This is a genomic window from Tepidisphaeraceae bacterium, assembly GCA_035998445.1.
Classification (GTDB): domain Bacteria; phylum Planctomycetota; class Phycisphaerae; order Tepidisphaerales; family Tepidisphaeraceae; genus DASYHQ01.
Genome location: DASYHQ010000051.1, coordinates 128,805 through 149,921, shown reverse-complemented (window position 1 = coordinate 149,921; position 21,117 = coordinate 128,805). Strand labels below are relative to the sequence as shown.

Genomic DNA, 21,117 nt, shown 5'->3' with positions numbered 1-21,117 from the left:
ATCGGTCAGGTGAACACGGCGGTGACGCAGATGGACCAGGTGACGCAGGGCAACGCCGCGTCGGCCGAGGAGTGCGCCGCGGCGGCCGAGGAGCTCAGCAGCCAGGCCGAGCAGCTGTCGGGCGTCGTCGGGGAACTGGTCGCGCTCGTTAGCGGTAAGTCGGCCGCTGCCGGACGCACGCAGACGACAGCGGCATCCGTCCGGCCGCACGCGTCGTCCACCGCGAAGACCCCGGTCAAGACCAAGTCACCAAAGCGCGTCGCCCCCAAATCCGCCGCCGCGGCCGCCATCCCATTTGATGACGATAACGGCGACTTCGGTGAGTTCAGCAAGGCCGCCTAAGTAGGCCTGCGACAGCTCGATCTAGCGCAGCGGCCGCACCAGCCATTCACAGGCCAGTGCGGCCGCTCTCGCGCCGCCACGAAACTGACAACAAGCACGGCAGGCTATTCGACCAGTTCATGCAGCGACCACCTCGGTGGGTCGAGCGGCGGCACGCCTTGGGCGTCGCTCGGATCGATCTTGAACCGCTCGTGGGCCGTGTCGGCGTCGTTCACGCGCATCTCGATCGCGATCTTCGCGCCCGGCTTCGGCTTGAAGTCGCTCAGGCGCGACCACGGAATCGCGACCTCGGCCACCCATCCGTTGCCGCCGGGGCCAATGTGGGACTTGCCCTCCTTCACGTCCTCCTGCACCGAGGTGTCAGGCGAGTCCATCACCTCGGTGAACATCGCGCGCTTCTCGCCAGAGGTGGGCGTGATGAAGAACTGGTGGTCGGTGGGCGCGGCGCCCGCGCCCTCGTCGCGGGGCACGGTGCTGACGAAGAGCTCGAGCGAGTCGTGCAGGTAGAGCTTCGCCTGCGGCTGGGTGTTGTGGACCTGATTATCGCGCATGTTCACGCCGACGTAGAGATGGTCGGCGTCCCACGCGAGGTAACCGGTGCCGCTGGCGTCGTTGCCGTTGACCTTCGGGTTGATCATGGCCAGTTGGGTGGCGTTCTTCCAGTCATCGAAGCGGCCGTCGAACGTGGGCGGTGCGGACATGCGGGCGAGCTGGCGTTGATTGCGTGCCTGCTTGGCATCACTTGGATACCGGTCGGGCCGCAGTTCGGTGGAGGCCTTGGTTTCCAGCGACGGGCTTACGCCGACGAGGTAAGTCCAATCGGCGCTGACCGGCAGGCGCAGCTTACCGTCGGTCACGGCTCGCTTCGTTTCGGTGCCGACCATGTCGATTAGCGTCACTTGCTCGACGCCCGGCTCGACCTCGACCTCCGCCTTTTCCGATCGGGTGCCCAAGGCCAACGTGAACGTGCCGTCGCGCTCGAACAGTATCGCGTCGACGCCCGGGCCGTACCAGAGGTCACCCACATACCGGCTGCCGTCGATCAGGCGGGCCGTGTTAGCATAGGCGATGATGGCAGGCTTGGGCTCGTGGCTGAAGCGGAACAGGCCGTACCATTCCTCGAGGTATGTCGGATCGCGTTCCGATTGGCCCATCGTGTGCGGCATGAAGACCGTGACGCCCTCGGCGAACAGGTAAAGCGACTGCGACACCACGCGCTGCGCCTGTTCCTGCTCGGACCGTCGGCCGGGGCCTTCCGGTGTGGACGGTGAGCCGAACTCGGTCACGTAGATGTCGATCGGGCGACCGGCCTTCTCGTTGATCCACTTGCGGTAGCTGCGCAGCCACTCGCGGTCGGCCGAGTTGCCGTACGGGTGCAGCGCCACCATGTTCATGCGTTCCATGCCGCCGGCCTTGATGAAGCGGGCATCGAAGTAATAGTCGCTGGTGGAACCGAGCAGGTTCGGACCGAGGATGGCGTTGGGGCGAACGTCGAACACGACCTCGGCGATCCACTTACATAGTTCGGCGAAGTCCTCCGGGTTCATCTTGTCCCACGGCTCGTTCCAGATCTCGAACACGTTCTGTTCGGCGGGAATTTTGCTTACGTGCTCGCGCAGCCACTTCTGATAGGGCGCTTTCTGCGGCAACGTTTTGAGCACCCAGTGCCCCTTGCCCTGTTCGGCCTCCCAGGCCGCCTTCGGACCGTAGCGTTGCTCGTCGTACATCTCGGCGGGGAAGCGTTCGATCTTCATCACGACGTTCATCGGGTACGTTTCGATCATCTCGATCGTGCCGAGGTGCCGTTGCTCCTGGAGCATTTCGCGCGTCCACTGCAGCCCGAGCTTGACCGAAGCAGCGACGGCCTTACGCTCGTCCCATTCCGTGCCGCGCAGGGGCGAACTCCAGTTCCACTTTTTCAGACCGAAGCGGTACTCCTTCTCGCGTACCTCTGCAGCGGAGCGCTCGACGAACGGCGCGACGCCGAAGCTGACCATCGTTTTGGCTCGGGCCTCGTCACCCCCGCCCTGCCGGGCCGAGACATGCAGTTCGTAGTAACCGTTTCCGAGTTGTTCCAGCTTGACCGGTAGCAACGCGTTGCCGTCATCACCGGCCGGCACGGATTGGTTCTTCGACCAAACTTCCTTGCCGAAGTAATCGGTGACGCGGGCGCTGACCTCGACGTTCCCCGCCGACATACCGGTGAGGCGCACGTCGAAGGCGATCGAATCCCCCGGCTGGAACAGGTTGCTTGGCGCGGCCGCTGGAATGGTGACCGACGGTGCCGCTATTACGAGCCCGGCGCAGCAGCCCCACACAAGGATCGCCAGCGTAGCCACGAATCGAAAAACCATCGGATATCCTCCATTCAAACGAATAAACATCTTGGGCAACGAGTAACCGCATCATCAATATACAACAGTTGTATTTTTTTTCCAAATATTGCATAGCTGAACTTCTGTGAACGAAGTCAGCGGAACCGTAGGAGGAGCTATCGGACAGTACACGAGCGGCTGGTGCGGGCGGCGCGCAGTCTCCTGTGAGACTGCGGGACATCCTGCTAGTTCGCTGTCGCCGATGCGACGTCGGCCAGCAGATCGTCGACGTCCTGCTCGGTGGTGTCCCACGAGCAGACGAACCGCGCGGCGCCGACGACACCGATGAACGTGTAGAACCGCCAGCCGCGCCCCGCCAGGTGCGCCAGCCGCGCCGCCGGCAGGTTCGCGAAGACGACGTTGCCCTGCGTCGGCAGCGGCAGGCTTACCCCCTCCACTTGCCCCAGCCCCGTCGCCAGCCGGCGGGCCATCGCGTTGGCGTGGCCGGCGCGGCGCAGCCAGACGTCGTCGTTCAGCGACGCCAGCCACGGGGCCGACAGGTAACGCATCTTGCTCGCCAACTGCCCCGCCTGCTTGCAGCGGTAGGCGAACTCCTCGCCGAGCGCCCGGTCGAAGAAGACGACCGCGTCGCCGACCGCCATGCCGTTCTTCGTGCCACCGAACGACAGCACGTCCACGCCCGCGCGCCACGTGACCTCCGCCGGCGCGCAGCCGAGCGAGGCGACCGCGTTGGCGAAGCGTGCGCCGTCCATGTGCACGCGCATCCCGTGCCGCTTCGCGACCGCCGACAGCGCCGCGACCTCCGCCGGCGCGTAGACCGTGCCCAGTTCGCTTGTCTGCGTCAGGCTCAGCACGCGCGGGCGCGGGAAGTGGATGTCGGTGCGGCGGACGACGAGCTGCTCGACCGTCGCAGGCTGCAGCTTTCCCTGGTCGCCGGGGCAGGTGATGATCTTGCTGCCGTTGGAGAAGAACTCGGGCGCGCCGCACTCGTCGGTCTCGACGTGGGCCAGTTCGTGGCAGACGATCGCGTGGTAGCTCTGGCACAGGCTCGACAGCGCCAAGCTGTTGGCGGCCGTGCCGGTGAAGACGAAGTAGACGTCGGCCTGCGGCTGCTCGAACGTCGCGCGGATCAGGTCGCTGGCGCGGCGCGTCCACTCGTCGTTGCCGTACCCGGGGCAGTGCCCGGCGGCGTCGGCGGCGCGCATCGCCTCCCACACCTCCGGGCAGACACCGCTGCCATTGTCGCTGGCAAAGTTGCGACGGCGCAGCGGTGATGCGGTCGACGAGGCGTTTGCAGGCAAGGTGGACATGCAGGCTCTCCCGTACTTTGCTCGGCACGCGTGGCGCACGGTTCGATCAGCGCGCCGCTTTGCCCCCACTCTGGCGCTCGCGGCCGGCGCACTCGCAGCATCGTCCTAGGGCTTGGCACGATCGTCAACCGAAAGATGCGATCCACCGGCAGGCGATCTCGGCACGGCGGGTCGGGCGGCATAAAGAAACAAGCCGAGTTCCCCGGCCTTTGCATCTCCATACCTCGCGAGCGGTGCGCGGTTGCTTATCGCAATACGTTGCGTCTGGCCCAGAATGCCGCGGATTCTGACCCCAACAATTGTAATGCCCATTGTTAACTGTTCATCGTCCAGTTCGTCGGCCGAGGTTTTGAGGCAGCCAACCCTGCTGCTGGAATCACAGTATCCGCCGTGCCGGCGCAGGCCACCACGGCACCTGCCACGCAACCGGCCCCACGTGTCGTGCAGCCGCCAGCGAAGGCGCAGTTCCACGTCTACCTGCTGATGGGTCAGTCGAACATGGCCGGCCGCGACACGCGAGACCTCGACGCGCAAGTGGACGATGCGCGCGTGCTGGCGCTGGACGTCCAAGGTCCCCACGGCCGTTGGGTCGTCGCGCGTGATCCGATTCACGGGAAGATCGGGCACATCGATCCGGGCGTAGGGCCGGGCATCGCGTTCGCCACGGCCATGGTGAAGCAAAGGCGGTCGATCACGATCGGCCTTGTGCCGTGCGCAGTCGGCGGCTCGCCGTTCGACGTGAAGCCGTTATACCGTGCGACGGCGCCGCAAGCCCATCGATCCAGACCTTGCTAAACCTCTCATGAGATGCGCGGGTTGAACCCGCCCGCTTCACACCCCGCACGACACCCCCGCAGCTTGCGCCTCCATCGGCGGTGCGTGGCGCATTCATGTAGTCGGCGTGGGCAGTTGTGTTGCCTTAATTCACATACCAGCAGAAATGATGTAGTACCGGTTCGAAACGTCCGCTGTCCACGCGCGTTATGTCACATCTTGCACGATCTGCGCCTGAGATCTAGCCAAATGATACGCCGCATCGACATCGGTGGCCGGCAACGGGAAAGCCAGCCACCGACATCAAAGCGTGATGACCTGCCCAGGCGGACTGGCGAACGCTTCGAACACGCGTGTGACTTGCCGCGCGTGTTCCAGTGACCCTAACGTGGGCGCCTGGTCGTTCAACACGCACTCGGCGAACGCCTGTACCTCGGCGTAGTACCCCAGCAGGAACATCGCCTTGTTATACAACTGGCCCAGCGACACCTCCGGCTCCCAGATGTTGCTGGCCTGATCGGGGTCGCCTTGGAAGTAGTCGGGCGACGTGCCGTAGCCCAGGTTGGGTGGCGTGCGGCGATAGGTGACGCGGGTGTTGTTCTCGACGGTAATGTGCCGGCCGCGGTCGGAGACCAGCATCGTGCGTTCCATGCCACCGTCGTTGGCCATGCCATGCGTGAACGCCATGCTGGCGACCACGCCGTCGGCGTACGTGAAGGTCAGCGCGCCCGCGCCAAAGCGGCTGCGCTGGTAGACGAGGTCGCGCGGCATGCCGTTCAGCATGAGCAGGAGGCTCATCGGGTGGCAGAGGTGGTCCAGAAAATCGCGGGCCGTGCCGACCGGCTCGCCGGCGAGGTACCGTTTGATGTCGCCCGGTTCCGGCACGTACTGCGGGTACTGCATCGTGATCATCGACAGCTGGCCAAAGTCGGCACCGCTCGCCAGCGATTTCGCCTTCCGGTTGGCCGGCGCGAACATCTTCTTAAAGCCGACCATCGCGTGCCGGCGGTGCTTCTGGGCGGCGTCGCGCATCAGGTCGACATCGGCCAACGTGGCGGCGGGTGGCTTCTCCATCCACACGTGCTTGCCCGCCGCCATCGCGCGGGCGGCCAGTTGCGGGTAACGCGGGCGCATCCGCTCGTCGTAATTGGTGACGATAAACACGGCGTCGATATCGTCGCGCGACAGCATCCGCTCGGGATCGTCGTACGCATCGGCAGCGCCGAACTGCCTGGCGTACGCCCGCGCCCGGTCCAGCTGCAGGTCGCACGTCGCCACCAGCTCGATCGGCGTGAACTGAAACGCCGGGAAAACATTGCGAAACGCGTGCGACCCACACCCGATAAACCCCACGCGCACGCGACGCTCGTCGGCCAACTGGCCGTTGAGTGCGATCCTCATCCAGTGCTCCTTCAAATAGACAACGCAACGCGTGCGAAGAACCTGAAACGATTCGCCCCCACCACCGATCAGCCTATCAGCCTACAAGAATGCCGCGAGCGGCGCATCGGAACGACAATCCAAGCAGCCGATCGACGCCGGCGCATCATCAGGCCTGTCATGAAGTACCGGCAGTTTCCGAACGTTGGCTATTCCGGCATAGCACTCGAATCTGTCTATCGGTTGCGGCTCTTATGGCGAAGAAACGATCGCTCGGGAAAGTCAACGGGCCTGGCATCCGTGCGTCGCACGAGAGGCCAGGCCCGCTATTTCACCTTCATGAATCGGCCCTGTTAGGCCCGACGTTGACGCCGGAGCGTCGCCAGGGCCGCCATGCCCAGCAGGGCAAGGCTGCCCGGCTCGGGGACGGCCGCGACCTCGAGCACACCCGTGCCGGTGAAGTACGTGTCGTTGACGTTCACCATCAAGGATGGGTTGGCCGACGCCGCGGCGCTGGACCCGTAGTAACCTTCGCCGTAGATATCGCCGGCCAGGATCAGCGAGCCGATCGTCTCGACGAGGTTTTCACCGATGTTCACCTTGCCGTTGAACAACCCCTGGGACAGGAGCGACAGGGTCGCGGCGTCGTTGATCGCCTCGTCGGACAGCAGGTCGAGCAGGGCACCGGCATGCACGGTGACGTCGCCGTCGCCGAGGTTCGAGGCGTAGGTGCCGTCACCGACGCGAAGCGTGCCGCCGGAGACGTTCGTGTTACCGCTGTAGTCGTTGTCGCCCGTGAGGACGAGCGTGCCGGTGCCCCCCTTGGTCAGGCCGCTGGCGTTGGTGATGGCGGCGCCGATGCTGTTGGTGTTGGCCGAGGTGTTGATGACGACCGCCTCGACCCCGGCAAAGTCGAGCGTGCCCGCCCGACCGTTGTTGTTGCCCGCGGCGCCGATGCCAGAGTTGTTGCTGTTGAACGCCAGCGCGCCGCTGTTGATCGTGATCGTCCGTGGGGTGGACGCGTTGGGCATCATGTTGGAGACGGCATTGCCGGTGTGCTGCAGCGAGTTGAGTGTGTAATCCTGCGAGAGATTGTCGGTCCCGCCGACCTTGACGTTGGCGCCGCTCGTCAACGATTCGGCAAACTCGCCGGTGCGCAGCGGGCGGAAACCTTCGACGGCGTCGTATGTCGCAAGTCCGCCGATGCCGAGGTTGCTGACGTTCGTCGAGGAGATCATCCACGGGATGACGCGGGTCGCGTTGCCGCTGGTGGCGGTCGAACCGACTACGAACGAATCGGCGTTCCCTGCAGCGAAGCGTGCGTAAACGGCGCCGGACGCGTTGGTTTGTGGCGCGCTCTGACGGAAGAACACGGTCGCGCCCTCACCTCGCTCAAGGGTCGCCACGTTCAGCAGGTTGCCCCCGGTCGTGTTCGACGCGGTCATGTTGACGAAGGCGTAGCCGCTGTTGAAGTCCAGGTTGGCGACGTTTTCCGTCTGCACCGTGGTTGTATTGCCAGGCGCCAACGGGATGCCGCCTATGTTGAGCAGCCCACCGTTCATGGTGACGCGGTTCTGGGTCAGGCGCTGGTTTATCGCAGGGGCCAGCGTGCTGCCGGTACCGATGTGCACGCTGCCACCGAGTTGCGACGAACCGTTGTGGTTGCCGTTGATGACGATCTCGGCCGCGTTGCGGACCGATGCCTGGGTGAGGGTGAACGTGCCCGTGTTGCTGCCGCCCACGCCTTGGCCGTTGGCGATCAACGTGCCGGTAAAGAGGCTCTTGTCGCCGGTGATCACCAGCGGCGAGTTGCTGTTGTTGACGATCGTGCCGTTGCCGATCAGGGTGTCGCCACCCGCCAAGGTGATTTGGTTGGCTTCATTCGCGCCGCCAACGTAACCGCCGGTTACGGTGACCGTGCGATTGTTGAGCGTCATGTTGCCGCTCAACGTAAGACGCGCCGAATTGGTGGCGACGATGCTGGCGGCCAGATCGATGTTGAGGTTTGAGTTCAGCGCAATCGGGGCGCCGATCGTGTGGGTGACCGTGCCCTCGTTGCGGAGGTTCACCTGCGCTGCCGATGAGCCATTGTCGAACGTGAGCCTGCTGCCGGCAACGCCAGAGTTCAACGCGAACGCATTGCTGCCGTTGGCATCGCCGAGGTTCAGAACACCGATGGTGACGTCCTGCTGTAGGTTGATGCCGACGTTGCCAACGATGTCGTTGTTGACGTTCGCCACGTCCTGCGCGGCGTTCGGGAAGACGGTGCTGGCGTCTGGCCCGGCGTTCCAGTTGTCGTCATCGTCGCTTGCGGAGACGGTGTGGGTGTCGTTGTTCCACGAGTACGTGCCGGCCGCGACGGGTTGCCACTCGTAGGTGGCCGCGCCAGCCATTGTTCCGCCACCGAGCGTCGCCATCACAGCCGCAAGCAGAACCAACTGACGCAAGTGTTGCACTTCGCACGACTTCATCTGTCCTCCGGGGAATCTCATTTTCGACGGTACGCCAACAAAGTGGAGAGAGACACCTCGTCCACCTTCACTACAGACCGACAGGCCATAGAGAATTAACTATGCCAGGATGCCTGGGGCAACGTGGCAGTCTGGTTATTTCAACAAGTTTACTTGGAGTGATCGAGGTGCCCGTTGCGGTTATCGCAATGCCAACCCTAAAAAAGCAAAAGACAACGCATCTGACTAAACTGTTGCACTGAACATACCTCAGCTTTTCGTACAGTCAAATACGCCCAGGCTTTTTACGATTGATTGCCCACGCCTGGGGCAAGGGTCACGTCTGCCGATTTTACTGTCGACGTGACTCGAGTTCTTCCCATCGCGCGTACAGCTTCTGCACCTGCTGCCGGGCAGTTTCGACCTGCGCGAAGAGGTCGTGGGACTTTTGCCAGTCGGCGGCCAACTTGGGATCGTGGGCCTCTGCCTCGGCGGTCGCCAGGGCGGCCTCGGCGGTGTGGATCTTCGCCTCAATGCCGTCCAACTCTCGCTGCTCCATGTACGACAGCTTCTTCGTTGCAGCCGTGGGCGCAAGCGACGGATTGACCGACGGTTTAGCCGCGGGCTTACTGGCGCTGTTCCCGGTCGCCTGCCTCGCAGGTGTCGATTTGGTCGCAGCTTGCGTTTCGCGCCACTGCAGGTACTGGTCAACATCGGCGACGAGGTTCGCGTTGCCGCGGCCGTCGAGGCCGAGGATGTCGGTCGTCAGGCGTTCGAGCATGAAGCGGTCGTGCGTGACCAGGACCAAGGCGCCGGGGAAGGTGTCGAGGCTTTGTTCGATCACGCCGAGCGAGGGGATGTCGAGGTCGTTGGTCGGTTCGTCCAAGATCAGCACGTCGGCCGGCTCGAGCATCATGCGGGCGATCATCACCCGCGCCTTCTCACCACCAGACAGTTGGCCCACCGGCAGGTCGAGCTGTTCGGTGCGGAACAGGAACCGCTGGGCCCAACCGGTCACATGCTGCGAGCCGCCGGCGTAGTAGACCGTGTCACCTGTGGGCGAGAGCGCGTCGCGCAGCGTGAGCATGGGGTCGAGCTGGGCGCGGTTCTGATCGAACACGACAACCTTTAACGCATCGGCCCGGCGAATGGTGCCGGCGTCGGGTTCCAGTTGGCCCGAGAGCAGGCGAATCAGCGTGCTTTTGCCGCTACCGTTGGGGCCGATCAGGCCCAGCTTGGTGCCGGGGGCAAGCACGAAGCTAATGTCTGTCAGCAGTTTACGATCGCCGAGGGTTTTGGCGACCCTCTCGACGTTAATCAGCTTGCGCGTCTGCCTCGCGGTGGCGGAAAAGTCGATCTGGGCGGTGCCGCCTTGGTTGTTGCGGGTCTTCAGCTCGGCCAGATCGGTCATCATCTCGCCGGCCTGCTGGATGCGCCCCTTGGCCTTAGTGCCGCGCGCCTTAGGACCGCGGCGGAGCCATTCGATCTCACCCCGAACCTGCGACGCCAGCGACTGCTGCCGCGATGATTGGGCCGCGAGGTACTCGGCCCGTTTCTCGACGAACGCGCTGTACGGGCCGCTGATGCTAAGGTAACCGTCGGCATACGAACGACTTAGCTCTACCGTACGGTTGGTCACCCGTTCGAGGAACGCCCGGTCGTGGCTGATCGTGACGAACGCGAACTTGCTCGACAGCAAGAGCCTTTCCAGCCAGAGGATACCATCGAGGTCGAGGTGGTTCGTCGGCTCGTCCAACAGCAGCAGGTCAGGCTTGCGAATGAGCTGCTGCGCGACCGCCAGCCGTTTTTTCCAACCGCCCGAGAGGGTGTTGGCTTTCTGGTCGACGTCCTTGAAGCCGACCTTATCCAGCAGGATCGAGATGTCGACATGATGCTCGTGTTCGTCGCCCGGCACGTCCGCGACGGCGGCCAGCATGGCGCCTTCGACGGTCTGGCCAGCCGGGAATTCATCCGCCTGCGCCAGGTATCCCAGCCGCAGGTTCCGCCGGCCTTCCAGCGTGCCCTCATCGGGGGCTTCAATTCCTGCTAAGATCTTGAGCAGCGTGGACTTACCGGCGCCATTCGGGCCGATAAGCCCTGTGCGTTCGGTGTCGTCGAAGCTGATGTTGATGCCACGAAACAGCGGGCGAACGCCGAACGACTTACTGAGGTTTTTAATCGATTGCAGCAGGGCCATAAGTACCCGCTTCAATCGCGGGGGCAAGATTGTAGCGGCTAGCGGCGGGGGCGTCGAAGGAGATGCGGCCATAGCTGAATGATCGATCGGTGAAACGGTTCAAATTCTGCGATGAGAACCGCGATCTCACAAAAGATCGCCGACGACTACATTCCCACTGGCACTTAGTCCGATAACGCTATTATGCGACGTTTTCTCCTATTCACCGCTATTTTGGGCACGGCGACGGTCATCGGTTGCGCCCCTGCCGGCAAACCCAAACCCCAGCAACCGCTCGCGGCCAAACTCACGCCGCGGTCGAAGCAACCGCCGGCCGCCCCTCCGGTCCGGCAGGTGACGATCTCCCCGGAACAGGTCACCGCCGCGACCGTGGAACTGCGGGCCGGGTTGAAGTCGTCCGACGGCCTCATTCGCGCCCACACGATCGAGGCGATGCGTCAATCCACCCCCACGGTGTTTGAAAAAGAGATCGTCGCAGCATTGGAAGACCCGGCTCCCATCGCCCGCACCGCCGCGGCGCTGGCGGTGGGTGAACTGAAACTGTCGGCGGCTTACCCGGCTTTGCTGAAGCTGGCGGCGGACGAGGACAACTTCGTGCAGATCGCCGTCCGCTTCGCGCTGCACCGCCTGGGCGACACCCGGCTGTCGCGCGATTTGGAGCTGTTCGTCCAAAGCGACAACGCCCGCATTCGCGGGATGACCGCGATGGTCCTGGGCATGCTCGAAGAGCCCAGCGCCGTAAAGCTCCTTCGTCCCATGCAAGGCGACCGCGACGCGATCGTGCGCCTGCAGGTGGCCGAGGCGCTCTGGCGGCTCGGACAGGAACGGGGCCTGGCCAACCTGGCCGCGGCCGCGGTCAGCGCGTATCCGGACGACCAGATGGTCGCGTTCATCGCGTTGGCCCAGCCGCGCGATCGGCGGATCATCGAGCACGTGCGCGGGGGTCTGACGGCCGACTATGAGGAAGTGCGCCTCGTCGCCGCCCGCGCCATGGGCATGCTCGGCAGCGACGAGGGGTACACGATCGCCACCACCGGCCTCAAAAGTGTCGACCCCCGCAAACGCACGCTCGGCGCGCTGGCCTTGGGCGCCATCAGCCGACCCGACGCGATCGATGCGCTGTCTCCCCTGCTGAAGGACAACAACACCGACGTCCGCGTCGCCACCGCCGGCGCGATCCTGCAGTTGGCTGACTAGTTTCTATCTGAAGGACGGCCGAGTCGCCCTTCCTTTCTGCCCATGAACTACTGTCGACTGCCCACTACCGCATCAATTATCGGCCTCGCGCAACGCCCGGAAAAACTTGACACTTGTATGTCGTAGATTAGGATTAACGAGTGGTCCTAAGTCGTTCTGGCCGGATCGGACGACGCGGACGCGCGGAGGCGTTCGACCCTGCAGCAGTTCCCAATGGTTACGGTTCCCCACGAAGTGCACGGCAGATGTCGGTGATATTTGCGGTTGCGAAACGGTTGCGAGCCGAATTGGGACGTGTCCCCTCACCCTTGTAGACGGCCTGTCAAAAGGAGCCCGCCTTGAGCCCGCTGACTAAAACGTTCGTCGCCCTTCATGTGATCATCTCGGCCATGCTGGTTGCCGGTGTGATCGTGTTCGTCAACAAGCAACAAGATTTCCGCGCCGACGCCGACGCGGCGACCGCTCGAGCGCAGCGGGCCGAGAACCAGCGTATAGAGGAGACGCAGGCCCTGGCGGCCGAGGTCTCGACGTACAAGAGCAACGTCAACACGATGGCCGGCACGGTCGACACGCTGAAGGCGTCGCTCGCCGATGCCCAGCGTCGTAACAACGAGCAGGCCGCGACCCTCGCCGACGCCTCGAGCAAGTCGGCGTTGCAGCTGGCCGAGAACGCCAAGTTGGCCGAGGCCGTCAAGGCCAGCCAGGACGCCCAGACGAAGCTGAACGACGCCGTCGCCCAGTTGCGCGGCACGCTCGACACCCGGGTGACCGAGGCATCGCAGCTCAACTCGCGCATCAGCGACCTGACCAACCAGCTGGACGTCACCGAGCGTGAGCGCCGCTTCCTGGCCGAGCAGCTGGCCGACGCGCGCAGCACGGTCGACCGCATCGGCAACCAGGCCAGGGCCGCCGGCATCGAAGTCGACTCGCCCAACGCCGTCGCCGCCGGTGCCCGCGTGGGTCCGCCGATCAACGGTGTCATCCGCAAGGTCGAAGATCTCGCCGGCAGCATGTACGCCACGATCTCGGTCGGCAGCGCCGACAGCGTGAGCAAGGGCATGCAGTTCAACGTTGTCGAACGCGGCACGGGCAAGTTCCTGGGCACGCTGACCGTGACGGCCGTCGAGGCCAACGAAGCCGCGGGCCGCATCGCCGGTCCCGAGACCGCCTCGATCGCCCCGGGCGCCGAAGTGAAGACGCAGCTGTAAGGCGAGCCGAGTGCGGCTAGTGCCCCGAATGTCATCCTGAGGTACCCCGAAGGATCTCTTCTGTCCCAAGCGCGAGACGAAGCGATCCCTTGGAGTACCTCAGGACGACGGTTCCAAAGCAAAATCATTCATTCCGACACTGTCTGCAAAGACCACGCACAAGCGGAGTTAAATCATGAGCCGAGCCGGTGGCGTCGATATCGTTGAAGTGGCCCCCACCAATAATGCCTACACCGCTTTAGCGGGCGCGGGCTTTGCCCTGAGCCTCGTCGGGCTCATCCTGCTGTGGATGCGTGCCCGCGAACTGTTTGGTGGCAACGGGCTTTGGTAAAACGGAACGGGACCGGGCACGCGAGACAGACGCGTGTCCGTAGCTTGTTTCTGGCGATCAGTAGTTCGAGCCGCACAAGAAGTCGCCTGACAGATTCAAAGAAGGATCGGTCAGGCTTCTCTTCTTTTCGGGTTGAACTACGGCCGTCCTGAGAGGGTGTTATAGACAGTGCCGCGTCGGCTCCGACCGTAGCATGGGCGTCTCGCCCATGCCTGTCGTGAGGCCGGATGACAAGATTGGTTGCAGCGGCGTGGTCGGCGCAGCAGCCCATAAATGGAATTGCTCGTTCCACTCGACACGCATGGGCGAGACGCCCATGCCCACGGAAAGGCAGCTGCGACAAATGTTTTTCGGACCTATGCACTTCATGCACCAATGGCGCAACTCGTCATCCTGAGGTACTCCGATGGATCTCTTTCCGCTTGAAGCAAATACGGGGGGAGATCCTTCGGAGTACCTCAGGATGACGTCGGATCGTCCAGTGCGTAAGTCCGATGTTTTTTAACACTCTCGACGGATGACCGACGGCAAGCCGTGACGCTTCATGGAACCGTGTTCTTAATAGTCTGGTTCTTCTACAAGCCTTCTACCTCCCCCTCCCGTGTTCGGTCGATTCCGATTTCTGAATCCGTTTCCGCTCGTCGATCGCGAGCTGGAGTTGGTCGCCCCGTCGCACCTGCTTGTGGACGGGATGCTCGCGACGCTGCGCCATCCACTGACCCAGGAGTTAGAACCAGAGGTGGCCGCAATGTCGCGCGGGCAGGTGTTGGAGTTCCTGGCGCAAATGGACGGCGGCCGTCAGCCGGCGGACCTGATGCTGGGGCGCGTGCCGAGCTACCAGTTCTGGATGCTCTGGAACGACGGTAGCGGCGACCGCCCGCGCGTGGTGGGGTCGGTCGCGCTGCGCATCGGCGACACACCGGACATCGTGCAGTACATCGGCCACGTCGGGTACAACGTCTTCCCCCCCGCCCGCGGCCACCACTTCGCCGAACGGGCGACCCGGCTCATCCTGCCGCTGGCCAAAGCCCACAACGTGCGGCCGGTCTGGATCACCTGCAACCCGACCAACATCGCCTCCCGCCGCACCATCGAACGCCTCGGCGCGACCTTCGTCGATGTCGTCCCCCTGCCCCACAACCACTTGCTGCGCCAACGCGGCGAGACCGAGAAGAACCGGTACCGCATCGACCTGTGATGATCGGTACACAAACACATGCAGTTAATGTCGTCGAAGGATGGAGGAATATGTTTTCTGAATGGTCAAAACGCAGTTAAGGCGATTCTTGAAGATCAGGATTGGGGATGGGTTGCTGCGCACGAACTAGGTGTCCCAATGTTGACAGAAGAGAAAGCACGTGAGGTCGTCCTAAAATTTCTGCGCAATAATTCTGGACAGCATGGGCCAATATATAGTGCTCCATGATCGATGCAGGACCGTACCGTTGGGCTGGATCTTCTTCTACGATCACAAAAGATGGATAGTTGATGGTGACCGAAGAGGACGCTTAGCAGGTAACGGACCGGTGTTCGTCCATGCAACGTCTGGAGAAATTCGCCGTTTCGGTACTTCGACTCCCCTCGACGAACAAATTAAAGCCTTGCAACGAGAGCTATCAAAAGGATGGGCCGAGCGATAGCTTACCCGGCCCATCCTAGCGGTGACGGAAAAACAGTTCAGTGAACGCTTGGCCGGTCGCGTACTGGGCTCCTCACGTGGCATGGGCGTCTCGCCCATGCTCGCGTACGGCCGAACGATCCGATTTCGTGGCTGCTGCTGGGTCAGCGCGGCCAGCCACTAAAGAAATTTCATGTTCCAGTCCACAGGCATGGGCGAGACGCCCATGCCACGGTGAAACCAGCCTGCGGCTATTTCTTCTTCTTCGACTTCGGCTTGTTCGGCATATCGTTTTGGGCGGCCTTCGCCTCCACGTTGATCGTTTGCTTTGCGATCTTCGTCAGCAGCTCGTCAGCCTTCTTTTCCTCGTTCAGCGTCTGACCGAGCAGGTCGGCAGCCTGCTTGTTGCCCAGCAGCTTGGCGAACGTGACGGCCGAGCCGTAGCCGGCGATCTCGTAGTGCTCGACCTTCTGCTGGCCGACGATCAGGCCGGCGGCGATCACCTCGGCGTCGCCGTCCTCTTCCATCATCTCCTTGTTCTCTTCCAGCAGGCCTTCCATGCCGTTGCAGTGATGGCCGGTCGGCTTCTCACCGAGCTGCTGGAAGATCGTCTTCAGGCGTTCGACCTGACCCTTGGTCTCTTCCAAGTGCTCCTCGAGCGCGGTGCGCAGCTGCTCGTTCTCGACGGCTTTGAGCATCTTCGGCCCGGCCTTGAGGATCTGGTTTTCGGCGCTGTAGAGGTCACGGAGGTTTTCGACCATCAGGTCTTGGAGCGTTTCGAGTTCCACGGATCTTCCTTTGCCCGTTGGGGCGGTTTTGACGCGCCGCGATACGCGGCTGCGATCTCAACAACCGCTTTGCAACTCATGTGCCGCTTGCGTAGACGCGCGGCAAACGCGACGGTTCCCTATCAGATTGCCCAACCGACCACGACGATTCGCCCGTGGGCCGCGACAGATTGATCGCGTTAACACGGGTAAAGCACACCACATCTTGTAGTGGCGACGCCTGCGTCGCGGTGCAGCGCCGCATACCGGTACGATGGACGGCCCGCCCATGTCTGCCTTGATAAGGGACGTATCATCCCGATGGGAGGCTTGCCGACCTGTGGGATCTCCCAAGGCCCGGAACCGTCCGTGGTTCGAGATCCCTTAGGTGGCCTTAGGCTCCCATCGGGATGACAAGTGGACACGTCGATGCGACCGGGTTTTGTCCGCTAGCCTTTAGACACTTCACAAAGCAATCGTCATCCTGAGGTACTCCGAAGGATCTCTTCGCGACGTAGTACGGGAGGAGGTCCCTCGGAGTACCTCAGACGGTTTTTATGAAGTCTGGTCCCCTCTCCCGGTACTCCGGGAGTCGGTTAGGGCGAGGGTGATTTCGAGCTGCTGACGACTTCAGAAAGAACAGAATGCACCCTCACCTAGCCTCTCCCGGAGTACCGGGAGAGGGACCGGAGCAGGCTTGACGATCTTAATAAACACCCTCTCAGGATGACGGCCAGGCTGTGAGTTTGGTCCGACGACTCTCGCCGCGACACGTCGACCGCGACGCAGGCGTCGCCACTACGGCTTACGGTCGGCAAATCTATCGCCGCGTCGGATTCGTACGCTGTCCTATGCCGCTGCTGCGGATATGACATAAATCCCGCTCGTGCGCTGGACGCCAGCGCACGGGCAGCGAAGATGCTGGAACGTGATGAACGCTCGACCGCCACTCATCCTCTTGTGCCTGTTGCTGGCGCTTGGCGCCGCGACCCGCGGCTGCGCGACCATCCGCACGACCGACCCCCCGCGCACCGCGACCGAGCAGTTCCTGATCCGCCAGGCCGCCATCACGTCGATCGCGCAGTTGTCGTTCGACGCGCTGCGCGACCGACCGGTCTACGTGGAGACGACCTACCTGTCGGCGGTCGACAACCCGTCGACCGACATCTCGTTCCTGCTCGGCGAGATGCGCGCCCGCATCCTGACGGCCGGCGCCCGAATCGCGAACGTGCGCGAGGACGCGCAGATCATCCTGGAGGTGCGCAGCCCCGGGCTGGGCATCGACCGCGTCGAGTTCCTACTGGGCATTCCCGGCCTCTACTTGAACGGCGGCACGAGCAACGTCGGCGTGCCGGTCGCGACGCCGGAACTGTCGATCATCAAGAGCACGAAACAGTACGGCTACGCGAGCGTCGCCTTCGTGGCCTACTGGAAGGACACCGGCGAGCTCGTCTACCAGTCCGGCCCGTTCGTCGGCCGCACGCGCCGCGAGGACTGGTGGTTCTTCGGCATCGGCCCGCGCACCACCGGCGACATTCCAACGGTCGAAAAGGAACGGTAGGACGGCCCGAGCCGACGGACTGGTGCATGGAATGTCCGACGCTCGACGCAAGAGGGTGGCCCCGTTGTGAACCTGAAGAGTGGACACCGGTTCTATCTTCGAAACACGAAGGAACGCCGGACCTATAATCTCCAGCAATGGCCACCACCGCTCCTGCAAAACCTCGTTCGCGCGTTCGCCGGTGGTTGCTGCGCGGGTTGATCACGATCGGCATCCTGATCGTGCTGCTGATCGTCGCGGTGCAGGTGGTCTTCTGGACCAACCTGCCGCGCGACCTCGTGCTGGGCATCGTCCAGCGGACGCTCGGCCTGCGCGTGACAGCCGAGACGCTGTCGACCGGCTTCTTCGGTCACACCACGCTGCGCGACGTCACGCTGTCGCTCCCGCTGGCCGACGAATCGTTCTTCAAGGCCGCCGAGCTGCGCGTGGATCACACGTCGATCCCCGGCCTGCTGCTGAAGCGTACCGTGGCGCTCGATTCGGTGGCGCTGGCCGACCCCACGCTCGTCGTGCGGCAGAACGCCGCCGGCCGGTGGAACCTACAGGAGGTCGCCGAACTGCTGGCCCGCGCCGGCGGCTCGGGCAACGCACAGCAGTCGGGCGGTGCATCTGGCCCGCTGCCGCTGCCGGAGGTGTCGATCACCAACGGCCAGGTGCGCATCATCGCCAACACCGGCCGCGAGCTTGAACTTGCCCCCCTCACCGTGCAGGGCGAGCCGATCGACGCGCTCACCTGGCAGTACGACGTCGCGGTCGCCGACCAGCTGAAGGCCGTTGGCCGCGTGGTGCCCGGCGGCGACTTCGCGCACGAGGTCCACGTGACGCTGCGCAACATCGACGAGTGGATCGCGCTAATCGCGCCCGATTTCGAGCACGACATCAAGCTGGACGCCGAATGGCGCGGCCGCCTTGCCGGCGGTGGTGTGACCGGCAGGTTGGACATCAAGAACGCCGCCTTCGACAACTTCTCCGCCAGCGGGCCGATCGCGATTCGCGCTGGTGAGACGATCGAGGCGCAGCCGCAGGGCCTGACGCTTTCGACCGGCGTCGAAGCGCTGCCGAAGGTCGACCTCGTCGGTGGCGCCATTCGCACCGAGGGCGACGCCGTGGTCGTCGATCGGTTGCGGTCGCAGATCGGGGGTGGCACGGCGTCGGTGTCGGCGCGGTACGAGACGGTGATCGGGTCGCTGAAGGGCGAGGCGCTCTGGCAGGACATCACCGTCGCCGCCGCAACGCTGCGATCGGGCAGCGCGAGCCTGTCGGTCACCCAGCCCATCGCCGGCCGGCCATTGGTGGACGCGCGGCTCGCCAGCGTAGGCAGCGTCGGCACGGCGACGTGGGATGCGATCGTCAACGTCGACGGTGCCACGCGCGGCGATGGCCAGTCGAACTGGACGATCGCCCTCGAACGCATGCAACTGACGGCCGGTGACCGCAAGGCAAACCTGAAGGACACCGTCGCCGAGCTGACGGCCGCCGACGGAAAGGTCACGCTGACGTCGCTGTCGCGCCCCGACAGCTCTGCCTTAACCGGTGGCGGCGCCTACGACATCAGCAGTGGCAACTGGTACGGCTGGGCGCACGGCCTGGGCCCGCGCCTGCCCGGTGGCAGCCCCGACCCGCTCTGGTTCTCGTTCGACGCGTACGGCGTGGGCGACTTCTACAACCTGAAGCATTTCTACCTGCGCGACAGCGACCTCGAACTGACCGCCAAAGGCTACTACCTCGCCACACAGCCCGAGCCGGTCTTCCTGAACCTGTCGCTGACGCAGGTGGAAGAAAACCCGGCGTTGGAAGTCGCCGACGGCGCTCCACCGCTGGTGGGCGGACGCGTGATGGGCGACTTCTTCGTGCACGGCAAGGTGTCGCCGGTCGACCTGCACATGCAGGGCTGGCTGACCGGCCGCAACGTCGTCATCGCCGAGCGCGCGCTGGGCGACCTGAAGGTGGAGCTGGACGGCTTGGTCGCCACCGATGGCGCGCTGCACGTGAAGACGCGCGAGCTGTCGCTGTTCGGCGGGCGCTGGAGCCTGGAAGCCGTCTCGCCGACGCCGTGGAACTCTACGCGCGTGAAGGTGGCGGTGAACGAGCTGCCGATGAGCGAGCTCGGCCAGATCGCCGGCCGCGAGGACGTCGCCGGCACCGTGAATGGCCAATGGACGCTCGACATCGCCGGCACCACACCGGCCGACCTTACGGCCGTCGGTGTCTTCAACGGCGTCAATCTGAAGGCCGGGCCCGTGGTCGCGCAATCGCTCAACGGCCGTACGTGGTTGACCAACGGCACGCTGCGCAACGAGCTGACCCTCCGACAGGACAACGGCGAGGCCGACATCGAACTGATCACGTCGCTCGATGCGCCGACCGAGCTGCGCGTGAAGACGGACGTCGACGCGTGGCCAATGCCCACCGAGAGCGACACGTCCAGCGCCATCGCCTCGGTGCAAAGCGACCTTCAGGTCGACCTGACGGAACTCAGCGCCACCGGCGACGCTGAGCTGAGCGCGATGGCCTTCCGCAACGGCGTGCGCATCGGCGACGCCGCGATGAAGCTGAACGCCGACGGCCGCATCGTGACGCTGCAGGAACTGAACGTGAACCTGCTCGAAGGCACCGCGACCGGCACGGCCCGCATCGACCTCGACCGCCCGCGCGAGGCGATCGCGCGATTCGACTGGTCCGACCTGAACGCCGGTGCCATCGCCGAGCTAACCCCCGCCGCCGAGGGGCTGGCCGGCACGTTCAGCGGCATGGCATCGCTGGCCCCCGACCCGTCCCCGCGCGCGCTGGCGCCCCTGTCGGCCAACATCACGTTGACGAGCGACGGTGGCCGATTCCGCACGATCACCATCGGCAACCTCGACGCGCTGCTGGCGATCGACCCGAGCGACACGTGGCGCGTCGTGGCCGACAAGGTGCGCCTGGAGATCGCCGGCGGCACGGTCGACCTGTGGGCCCGCGCCGCGCGCCACGTCACCGACGACCCAATCCTGCGCGAGGCCGGCCGGGCCGACATCGTGATGTCGCAGGTCTCGCTGCGCTTCGAGGGCCTGCAGCTCAACCCGCTCGTGCAGGCGGCCAAGCCCGACGACAAGCCGCTGGACGCCTCACTCGCCGGCGAGATCAACTTCTTCGCCGATGAGATCGCGATGGCCAACCTGATCGGCGATGCACGCGTCAATCTCAGCGACGGCAACCTGACCAATTTTGGCCCGATCGGGCAGGTGATGAAGCAGTTAAACGTGGTCTTCAGCGGCGGCGGCGGCCGCAACGGCACCGGCACGATCGTCGCGCGCATCGAGCGCGGGCGCGTCGACCTCAACAAGTTCACCTACTTCGAGAACGGCGTGGAGATGCGCGGCATCGCCACCGTAAGCGATCTGTCCGCCGGTCAGGAATCGCCGGTGGTCGGTTGGCTCACCGGCACCCTGCGCCCGCTGCGCGACACGAAGGTCCCCTTCCTGGCCAGCGCCGACGACATCCTGAGCGTCCTGCAGGGCAGCCTGCAAGCCGTCTCCGTCACCGGCACGCTCGGCGATTTGAAGGTCGCGCCCGGCGCGCTCACGGAGATCGGCGACTCGCTGAAGGACATCCTCTTCGGCGACGTCGGCGCGCAACCCGCCGCCGGGCAATAGCTCGCAGGACG

14 protein-coding genes are annotated in these 21,117 nt (G+C 64.2%); 8 read left to right on the top strand and 6 right to left on the bottom strand.

Annotation, left to right across the window (positions count from 1 at the left end):
* Nucleotides 1-342, top strand: a 342-nt coding sequence (locus VGN72_19635) for a hypothetical protein (GenBank protein ID HEV7301586.1), incomplete at its 5' end; no start/stop codon positions are given.
* A gap of 104 nt (nucleotides 343-446) precedes the next feature.
* On the opposite strand, the gene VGN72_19630 is transcribed toward VGN72_19635, so the two are convergent.
* Together VGN72_19630 and VGN72_19625 are read right to left on the bottom strand one after the other, a co-directional pair.
* The gene (locus tag VGN72_19630) at nucleotides 447-2,696 is read right to left on the bottom strand and encodes a sugar-binding protein (GenBank protein ID HEV7301585.1); all 2,250 of its coding nucleotides are present in this window, start codon (nucleotides 2,694-2,696) and stop codon (nucleotides 447-449) included.
* A 206-nt stretch (nucleotides 2,697-2,902) separates the two neighbouring features.
* Nucleotides 2,903-3,988: a low specificity L-threonine aldolase gene (locus VGN72_19625; GenBank protein HEV7301584.1), complete on the bottom strand. Its 1,086-nt coding sequence runs from the start codon at nucleotides 3,986-3,988 to the stop codon at nucleotides 2,903-2,905.
* Between the two features lie 390 nt (nucleotides 3,989-4,378).
* Between VGN72_19625 and VGN72_19620 the strand changes: the two genes are divergently transcribed.
* Nucleotides 4,379-4,783, top strand: coding sequence for a sialate O-acetylesterase (locus tag VGN72_19620; GenBank protein HEV7301583.1), 405 nt, complete (start codon nucleotides 4,379-4,381; stop codon nucleotides 4,781-4,783).
* Between the two features lie 282 nt (nucleotides 4,784-5,065).
* Here VGN72_19620 and VGN72_19615 read toward each other — a convergent pair whose 3' ends face one another.
* From VGN72_19615 to VGN72_19605, 3 genes are all read right to left on the bottom strand, one after another.
* On the bottom strand, nucleotides 5,066-6,163 hold the full coding sequence (locus VGN72_19615; GenBank protein HEV7301582.1) for a Gfo/Idh/MocA family oxidoreductase: 1,098 nt from the start codon (nucleotides 6,161-6,163) through the stop codon (nucleotides 5,066-5,068).
* Nucleotides 6,164-6,495: 332 nt separating this feature from the next.
* Nucleotides 6,496-8,589 carry an autotransporter-associated beta strand repeat-containing protein gene (locus tag VGN72_19610; protein ID HEV7301581.1) on the bottom strand — a complete coding sequence of 698 codons (2,094 nt, stop codon included), beginning with the start codon at nucleotides 8,587-8,589 and terminating at the stop codon, nucleotides 6,496-6,498.
* A gap of 355 nt (nucleotides 8,590-8,944) precedes the next feature.
* Nucleotides 8,945-10,789, bottom strand: a complete 1,845-nt coding sequence (locus tag VGN72_19605) for an ABC-F family ATP-binding cassette domain-containing protein (GenBank protein HEV7301580.1) — start codon at nucleotides 10,787-10,789, stop codon at nucleotides 8,945-8,947.
* A 183-nt stretch (nucleotides 10,790-10,972) separates the two neighbouring features.
* Here VGN72_19605 and VGN72_19600 point away from each other — a divergent pair, with 183 nt between their 5' ends.
* The 4 genes from VGN72_19600 to VGN72_19585 all read left to right on the top strand — a co-directional run bounded on the left by VGN72_19600 (nucleotide 10,973) and on the right by VGN72_19585 (nucleotide 14,723).
* Entirely contained in the window at nucleotides 10,973-11,986 is a 1,014-nt protein-coding gene (locus VGN72_19600; protein HEV7301579.1) for a HEAT repeat domain-containing protein, read from the top strand.
* Nucleotides 11,987-12,324: 338 nt separating this feature from the next.
* Nucleotides 12,325-13,194, top strand: coding sequence for a hypothetical protein (locus VGN72_19595; GenBank protein ID HEV7301578.1), 870 nt, complete (start codon nucleotides 12,325-12,327; stop codon nucleotides 13,192-13,194).
* 175 nt (nucleotides 13,195-13,369) lie between these two features.
* The gene (locus VGN72_19590) at nucleotides 13,370-13,525 is read left to right on the top strand and encodes a hypothetical protein (protein ID HEV7301577.1); all 156 of its coding nucleotides are present in this window, start codon (nucleotides 13,370-13,372) and stop codon (nucleotides 13,523-13,525) included.
* A gap of 601 nt (nucleotides 13,526-14,126) precedes the next feature.
* Nucleotides 14,127-14,723: a GNAT family N-acetyltransferase gene (locus tag VGN72_19585; protein ID HEV7301576.1), complete on the top strand. Its 597-nt coding sequence runs from the start codon at nucleotides 14,127-14,129 to the stop codon at nucleotides 14,721-14,723.
* 671 nt (nucleotides 14,724-15,394) lie between these two features.
* Here the strand turns inward: VGN72_19585 and VGN72_19580 are convergent.
* Complete coding sequence (locus tag VGN72_19580) at nucleotides 15,395-15,931, bottom strand: ferritin-like domain-containing protein (GenBank protein HEV7301575.1); 537 nt, start codon at nucleotides 15,929-15,931, stop codon at nucleotides 15,395-15,397.
* Nucleotides 15,932-16,841: 910 nt separating this feature from the next.
* On the opposite strand from VGN72_19580, the gene VGN72_19575 reads away from it, so the two are divergent.
* Both VGN72_19575 and VGN72_19570 read left to right on the top strand, forming a co-directional pair.
* Nucleotides 16,842-17,471, top strand: coding sequence for a DUF6655 family protein (locus tag VGN72_19575; GenBank protein ID HEV7301574.1), 630 nt, complete (start codon nucleotides 16,842-16,844; stop codon nucleotides 17,469-17,471).
* Nucleotides 17,472-17,608: 137 nt separating this feature from the next.
* Entirely contained in the window at nucleotides 17,609-21,106 is a 3,498-nt protein-coding gene (locus VGN72_19570; protein ID HEV7301573.1) for a hypothetical protein, read from the top strand.
* The last annotated feature ends 11 nt before the right edge of the window (nucleotides 21,107-21,117 follow it).

Excerpts from the sequence above, each read along its gene's own strand:
- VGN72_19575 (HEV7301574.1), top strand. The coding sequence starts at position 16,842 with ATGAACGCTCGACCGCCACTCATCCTCTTGTGCCTGTTGCTGGCGCTT.
- VGN72_19600 (HEV7301579.1), top strand. The coding sequence starts at position 10,973 with ATGCGACGTTTTCTCCTATTCACCGCTATTTTGGGCACGGCGACGGTC.
- VGN72_19570 (HEV7301573.1), top strand. The coding sequence starts at position 17,609 with ATGGCCACCACCGCTCCTGCAAAACCTCGTTCGCGCGTTCGCCGGTGG.
- VGN72_19630 (HEV7301585.1), bottom strand. The coding sequence starts at position 2,696 with ATGGTTTTTCGATTCGTGGCTACGCTGGCGATCCTTGTGTGGGGCTGC.
- VGN72_19590 (HEV7301577.1), top strand. The coding sequence starts at position 13,370 with ATGAGCCGAGCCGGTGGCGTCGATATCGTTGAAGTGGCCCCCACCAAT.
- VGN72_19625 (HEV7301584.1), bottom strand. The coding sequence starts at position 3,988 with ATGTCCACCTTGCCTGCAAACGCCTCGTCGACCGCATCACCGCTGCGC.
- VGN72_19605 (HEV7301580.1), bottom strand. The coding sequence starts at position 10,789 with ATGGCCCTGCTGCAATCGATTAAAAACCTCAGTAAGTCGTTCGGCGTT.
- VGN72_19615 (HEV7301582.1), bottom strand. The coding sequence starts at position 6,163 with ATGAGGATCGCACTCAACGGCCAGTTGGCCGACGAGCGTCGCGTGCGC.